The organism is Williamsia sp. (assembly GCF_036566845.1).
Lineage (GTDB): Bacteria > Actinomycetota > Actinomycetes > Mycobacteriales > Mycobacteriaceae > Williamsia.
Genome location: NZ_DATCVM010000045.1, coordinates 1 through 6413, shown reverse-complemented (window position 1 = coordinate 6413; position 6413 = coordinate 1). Strand labels below are relative to the sequence as shown.

General features: G+C 65.3%; 5 protein-coding genes and 1 pseudogene. All 6 read left to right on the top strand.

Annotation, left to right across the window (positions count from 1 at the left end; all coding sequences use genetic code 11):
- Positions 1-197: 197 nt before the first annotated feature.
- Positions 198-1265, top strand: a complete 1068-nt coding sequence (locus VIQ49_RS04010; protein ID WP_331881052.1) for a 2Fe-2S iron-sulfur cluster binding domain-containing protein — start codon at positions 198-200, stop codon at positions 1263-1265.
- Between the two features lie 79 nt (positions 1266-1344).
- Positions 1345-2145: a 2-keto-4-pentenoate hydratase gene (locus VIQ49_RS04005; RefSeq protein ID WP_135423437.1), complete on the top strand. Its 801-nt coding sequence runs from the start codon at positions 1345-1347 to the stop codon at positions 2143-2145.
- 370 nt (positions 2146-2515) lie between these two features.
- Entirely contained in the window at positions 2516-3325 is an 810-nt protein-coding gene (locus VIQ49_RS04000) for a 2-keto-4-pentenoate hydratase (protein WP_331881046.1), read from the top strand.
- Positions 3325-3537, top strand: coding sequence for a 2-hydroxymuconate tautomerase (locus tag VIQ49_RS03995; RefSeq protein WP_135423436.1), 213 nt, complete (start codon positions 3325-3327; stop codon positions 3535-3537). The genes VIQ49_RS04000 and VIQ49_RS03995 overlap by 1 nt, the downstream gene beginning before the upstream one ends.
- Entirely contained in the window at positions 3534-4973 is a 1440-nt protein-coding gene (locus VIQ49_RS03990) for an aldehyde dehydrogenase (RefSeq protein WP_331881038.1), read from the top strand. The genes VIQ49_RS03995 and VIQ49_RS03990 overlap by 4 nt, the downstream gene beginning before the upstream one ends.
- Positions 4974-5627: 654 nt before the next feature.
- Positions 5628-6272 (top strand): annotated as a pseudogene (locus VIQ49_RS03985) (site-specific integrase); the annotation flags it as partial.
- Positions 6273-6413 lie beyond the last annotated feature (141 nt).

The following is a 6413-nucleotide window of genomic DNA, read 5'->3' as shown; positions in this document are numbered from 1 at the left end:
GTCATCCCGCCTGACACCTCGCGGCGGCTGTTCGAGCTGATCCCCAACGCCGAACTGCACATGTTCGGAAAATGCGGGCACTGGACCCAAATCGAACACGCAGCGTCCTTCAACCGTCTGGTCGCGGCGTTCCTGGCCGACGAGCAATAACCCACCCGCCAGACCCGAGACGGCCACCGCTCCGAGGACAACTCACCGTGAAACTCTTCTCCCGCAGCAAAAACCAGGGACCGCGCACCGCCACGATCACCGGCACCAACAAAGCATTCGAGGTCCCCGGCAAAGACTCCATCCTCAACGAGGCCTTGGCCGCCGGCATCCCGTTCCCGCACAGCTGCACCGTCGGCACATGCGGCACCTGCAAATCCAAACTCGTCCACGGCAGAGTCCGCGAAATCGTCGATTCCGCCATCGCCTTAACCGCGCAAGAACTACGCGACGGCTACATCCTGCCCTGCCAGAGCATCGCCCGCACCTCCATCGAACTCGACGTCGCCGGGCTCGCGGACATGCCCGAGCACCCCCTTGTCCACACCGACGCAGTGATCAGCGCGCACCGCGCCCTCACCCACGACATCGCCGAGATCGTCGTGGCACTCGACCACGACCTGGAATACACCGCCGGCCAGTACGCCGAACTACGGATGGACGGCCTGACCGGCCCCCGGTCATATTCCTTCGCCACCGCACCCGACGACGCCGACCGGCGCCGCGCCACCTTTTACGTCCGCCACGTACCCGGAGGGCAATTCAGCGACTGGTTGTTCGACACCAACAGGGACGGCGCCCATCTGCAATTGGCCGGCCCGTTCGGCGACCTCTGGCTACGCCCCGCTGAGCAGCCCCTACTCTGCGTCGCTGGCGGCAGCGGGCTGGCACCGATCAAGGCGCTTCTCGAAGACGCCGCCCGCCGGGGCTGTGCGCGTCAAACGGTCCTACTGTTCGGGGCACGGACACAGCACGACCTGTATTGCCTGGCCGAAATGGACGATCTGCGCCGCTGCTGGAACGGTCAGTTCGACTTCCGCGCCGTCCTGTCGGAAGAGCCGCCGGAATCGGCCTGGACCGGTGCTCGTGGATTCGTCACCGACGCCGTACACGAGCTACCCACACAGCTCCTGCACGACTGCCACATATACACCTGCGGACCACCGGCGATGATCGACGCACTCGAAACCGCTATGGGCGAGATCCGCACCGACATCGAGCATTTCTACGCCGACCGGTTCATCACACGCTACCCCGGGGCCGCGCAAACGCTGTGACCCGCGCCTACCAGCGCACAACACCAACAGGCGGCAAGCCCGCCGCCACGACCACCAACCACCACAAGCGAGGCACACGATGACGACCGAGGCCCGATCGTGCGCGATCGACCTACTGCTGGGCGCGTATCGCAGCGGCGAACCGATCGAGCCGTTGACCGACCACTTTCCCGCCCTGAACGTCGATGACGCGTATGCGATCCAGGTGGGCCAGGTGCAGCGGTGGCTGGCCGAGGGAGCGGTGATCAAGGGTCACAAGGTGGGATTGAGCTCTGCGGTCATGCAGCGCCAGATCGGGGTGAATCAGCCCGACTTCGGTCATCTCACCGACACCATGTTCTTTCTGGAGTCACAGCCGATCGACTGGTCGGCGTTTCTGGCGCCGAAGGTGGAGCCCGAGATCGCGTTCGTGCTCGGCAAGCCGCTGGCCGGGCCGGGGGTCACAGTCGCCGAGGCGATGGCAGCGGTCGCGTTCGTAACCCCGGCGCTGGAGATCATCGACTCGCGCATCCGGGACTGGAAAATCAAACTGGTCGACACCATCGCCGACAACGCATCCTCGGGCGCGGTGGTGCTGGGCAGCGCCGCCGTCCCGCTGGCGCAGGTGGACGTGCGGTTGGTCGGCGGGGTGCTGCACCGCAACGGGGAGCTGGTGGGCAGCGGCGCCGGCGGCGCGGTGCTGGGCTCGCCGCTCAACGCGCTGGTCTGGTTGGCCAACACCCTCGGGCCGCGCGGAGTCGTACTCGAAGCCGGTCATGTCGTGCTGCCCGGCTCGGTCACAGCGGCGGTGCCGGTCACCGCGGGCGATGTAGTCACGGCGGCGTTCGGCGGACTGGGCTCGGTTACGGCCAAATTCACAAAACACGGCGGAACTCGATGACGAGCGCAAGTCATGGGTCTCGCACACCATCCTCGCCGCCCGTCAGGCCGGGCAATCCCGACCCAGGCGCACCGGCCACACTACAGCGACACCTGCACATCCACGGGAACCACACGTTCGGGGTGGTTCCGGCTAGCGGCGCCCTAGCGCCAGCTGCCGAGGCGTGCCGTGTTGGCCAGGCAACACGTTTGACACCCACCCGCAGCTCGATGCACCCCGCGAAGGTTCCAACAACACTGCCCAGGGTCGGAGTCTTTTTCCGGGTGCGCGCCACCGACCACTACCCGCCGGCGGCAATACCTAGCGCGCAGCCCACGACGGCGACCATGGGCGTGCGCGCACGCTCCCGGAAGAAATGAGGTAGGTCGTGATGAACGCCCAAGAGGAAGGCCAGAGAATCGACGTATGGGATGTGGCGCGTGCAGCGGCGGTGCTGTTGGACGCGGAGGCTGCTCGTGTTGATCGCGGCCCGATCACGGCCGAGTGGGCTGGGTTGGATCTGGACACTGCTTACCAGGTGCAAGACGAGATCTTGTGTCGCAAGGTGGAATCCGGGCAGCACATCGTCGGAGTGAAGCTCGGGCTGACGTCACGCGCCAAGCAGCAGCGCATGGGGGTGAACTCGCCGTCAACGGCGTGGCTGACCGATCGGATGGTGCTGCCCGCGGGCGCGCCGCTGGTCATTGAGCAGCTGATTCATCCGCGGGTGGAGCCGGAGATCGTGTTCGTGCTGGGCGAGCGGCTGGCCGGACCCGGCATCACAGCCGCGCGGGCAATGGAAGCGGTATCGCACGTTTATGGCGGGCTGGAGATCATCGACAGCCGCTATACCGACTTCAAGTTCACCCTGCCCGATGTGGTGGCCGACAATGCCTCCTCGGCGTTGTTCGTGATCGGGGGTGTGGCTCGCAAACCCGACGAACTCGACCTCGCGCTGGAAGCGTGCCTGTTGGCGGTGGACGGTGAAGTCGTCGACTCTGCCACGGGCGCCGCGGTGCAGGGCCATCCGGGGGAGGCATTGGCGTTGGCGGCCAACGCGCTGGCCAAGCGGCAGCTGGCGTTGGAGCCGGGCTGGGTGGTGTTAACAGGCGGCATGACCGACGCCGTGTTCGTCGAACCGGGCAGTTTGGTCAGCGCCGACTTTTCCAACCTGGGTTCGGTCACGTTGAGGTGTCAGTGATGCCGTTGGTGGAGATCACGCTCGCCGAGGGGCGTCGTCCTGAACAGATCCGGGCGCTGCTTGCTGAAGTGCACTCTGCGGTGCACCGGGCGATCGGCGCGCCGGAGGCCAATATCCGGGTGGTGGTGCGCGAAGTCCCGGCCACCCACTGGTCGGCCGGTGGGGTAACCCTGGCCGAACGCGCGGCGACAGCGAAGGAGACGAAACCGTGACGGAGTTTTTCGGGCACATCATTGATGGTGCAGAGGTCAAGTCGGCCTCGGATGCGACGTTCGCCTCCATCGACCCCTACACCGGCCAGCAGTGGGCCGAGATCGCTTTGGGTGACGCCACGGATGCCGCCCGCGCGGTGGCCGCGGCGCGGCGCGCCTTCGACGAAGGACCGTGGCCGCGGCTGGGATACGGCGAGCGCGGCCGCATCCTGCACCGGTTGGCCGACCTGATCGAGGCGCACGCCGATGAGCTCGGCATGGCCGACACCCGCGACATGGGCAAGCCGATCAGCCAGTCGCGCGGTAACGACGTGCCCCGCGCGGCGGCGAACTTCCGGTTCTTCGCCGATCACGCGCGGCTGGCCACCGCGGAGGTCCTGCCCATGGACAGCGGCCACCACACCTACACCCGGTTTGAACCCGCCGGGGTGGTGGCGGCCATCGCGCCGTGGAACTTCCCGCTGATGCTCGAGACCTGGAAGGTTGCCCCGGCACTGGCGTGGGGCAACACCGTGGTGCTCAAACCCGCCGAGGACACCCCGGTTTCGGCCACGATTCTCGGGCGGCTTGCGCTCGAAGCCGGTATGCCCGCGGGGGTGTTCAATGTAGTGCACGGCTACGGGCCCGACTCTGCCGGGCAGGCGCTCACCGAGAACCCCGATGTCGACCGGATCACCTTCACCGGCGAATCGGGCACCGGCCGGGCGATCGCCCGGGCGGCGGCGGGCAACCTCACACCAGTCAGCTTGGAACTCGGCGGCAAAGGCGCCAACGTGGTGTTCGCCGACACCGACCTCGACGTCGCCGTCGAGTGGTCCATCAAGGCGATTTTCACCAACACCGGCCAGGTGTGTCTGGCAGGGTCGCGGCTGTATGTCCAGCGCGACATCTACGACGACTTCTTGGGTCGGTTCACCCAAGCCGCGCAGGCGATGGTGGTCGGCGACCCGAAGGACGAGGCCACCCAGATCGGGCCGCTGGCCTCCCAGGAGCACTACCGCAAGGTGCTCGGCTACGTCGAAACCATTGAGTCCGAAGGCGGCTCCATCGTCACCGGTGGGCTCGGCGAGAGCGGGGGCGTGTTGCCCACCATCGTGACCGGACTGGGCCAGCAGGCCCGCTGCAGCCGCGAGGAGATTTTCGGCCCGGTGGCGGTGGTGATCCCATTTGACACCGAAGCCGAGGCGATCCGGCTGGCCAACGACACCCGCTACGGCCTGAACGCGATGCTGTTCACCGACAACGTGCACCGCGCCCACCGGGTCTCTGCGGCGCTGCGGGCCGGCACCGTATGGGTCAACTGCTTTTTCATCCGCGACCTCCGCGCACCCTTCGGCGGGGTCGGCGACTCGGGCATCGGCCGCGAAGGCGGCACCTTCAGCCGCGAATTCTTCACCGAACCCAAGGCCGTAGTCATGCAAATCCAGCCCGGCTGAGCCCGGCCGGCGGCGCGATGCGCCGACCCATCGCCCAGCCTGCCCCAAAACGAGAAATCACGCCTACACCCACACCCACCCCGCGGCCAGAAACGCACAAAGCACCAAACCCGGATGACCACGCAACCGAACCGTTTAGCAAGAGCGGCGAGTAAGAACTGACCCGCCTGGCGCTGGCCCTCGCCTGGGGTGGACGACGCCCACGTCAGATGCTGTGCCAGCTGATGTTTCCCTATGGGCGCCCTCGACTTTTCGAGGCTGTCAACCAAGTTTGCGAGCCCACGTTTACGAGCCACCGTGACAACGGTTTTCAGCCACGAAACGGCATACAGATCGGAGATCTACGGAAGTGTCATCTTGATTCGGACAGCTTCGTTCGAATCGATCCAATAATGTTGGCCTACAGTCTCTTCGAGCATGACAAATAAACCCGGAACGGACACCTGGCCACTCGCTGGCCACCACTCCTCCCGTCGCTTTCGGCTGCGTTGCAACACTTTCCGCCCACGGTCCCCGCTCTGCGGACTCGTATCGGCAGCCATGCTCGCTACGCCCGTGGCAGTCCCGGCGACACGCTGACCTGGGGTCTTGACTTGATGATGCAACAGATGAATCATTGATTCATCTGTTGATACCAGATGGCAGGAGTTTCGGGTGGCAGTCGACGACGTCGGACGTGCATATCTCGTTGACGCGGTCAGGCCCCTGCACCCCGAAGAACAGACAGTCGCCGAAATGCTCCAGGGCTGGCGCAACCAGCAGCTCAGCCGCAATCTGCAGTTCGAGACTATCGACGCCCGCATCAAGCAGGTGCAGCGCTTCCTTGAGCACTCGAACGAGTTCCCATGGACCTGGACCGTCGCCATGGTCGACGAGTTCTTCGGCGATCTTCGCAGTATCCACAAACTCGCCCAGTCGTCGATCCGTTCGTACCAGGTCGGCCTGCGACAGTTCTGCTCCTATGTCAGCAATTCGGACTACGGCTGGGACCGCGTGTGCGAAGCACTGTTCGGGACCCACCCATCCCAGGTCTTCTTCGACTGGAACACCGCTCGACACATCCAGGAGAACGAGGCCCAACCCGAGAAACGCGCATTCACCAAGCGCGAACTTCAAGACTTCTTCGATCATGCCGACGAGCAGGTATCTGCCGTCGTAGCTTCGCGCAGAAAGGGTTGGCTGCCCGCATACCGCGACGCCGTGATGTTCAAGATCGCCTACTCGTATGGGTTGCGGTTCAACGAACTTGCTCACCTGCAGACGGTCGACTTCGCAAGAAACCCCCACGCTAAAGAGTTCTGGGGTTGACCCCTGAAGGTGGACATCTGATCGCGGGACTGCTGGTCCTGCGGGGAGGATGTTCCCGTGTCGGGAAAGCGCAAGAAGTACACCCCGGAGTATCGCGAGCAGGCCGTGCGTCTGGTCGTCGATACCGGTCGC

Coding starts and splice junctions, on each gene's coding strand:
- VIQ49_RS04005 (WP_135423437.1), top strand. CDS start 1,345: ATGACGACCGAGGCCCGATCGTGCGCGATCGACCTACTGCTGGGCGCG.
- VIQ49_RS03995 (WP_135423436.1), top strand. CDS start 3,325: ATGCCGTTGGTGGAGATCACGCTCGCCGAGGGGCGTCGTCCTGAACAG.
- VIQ49_RS04000 (WP_331881046.1), top strand. CDS start 2,516: ATGAACGCCCAAGAGGAAGGCCAGAGAATCGACGTATGGGATGTGGCG.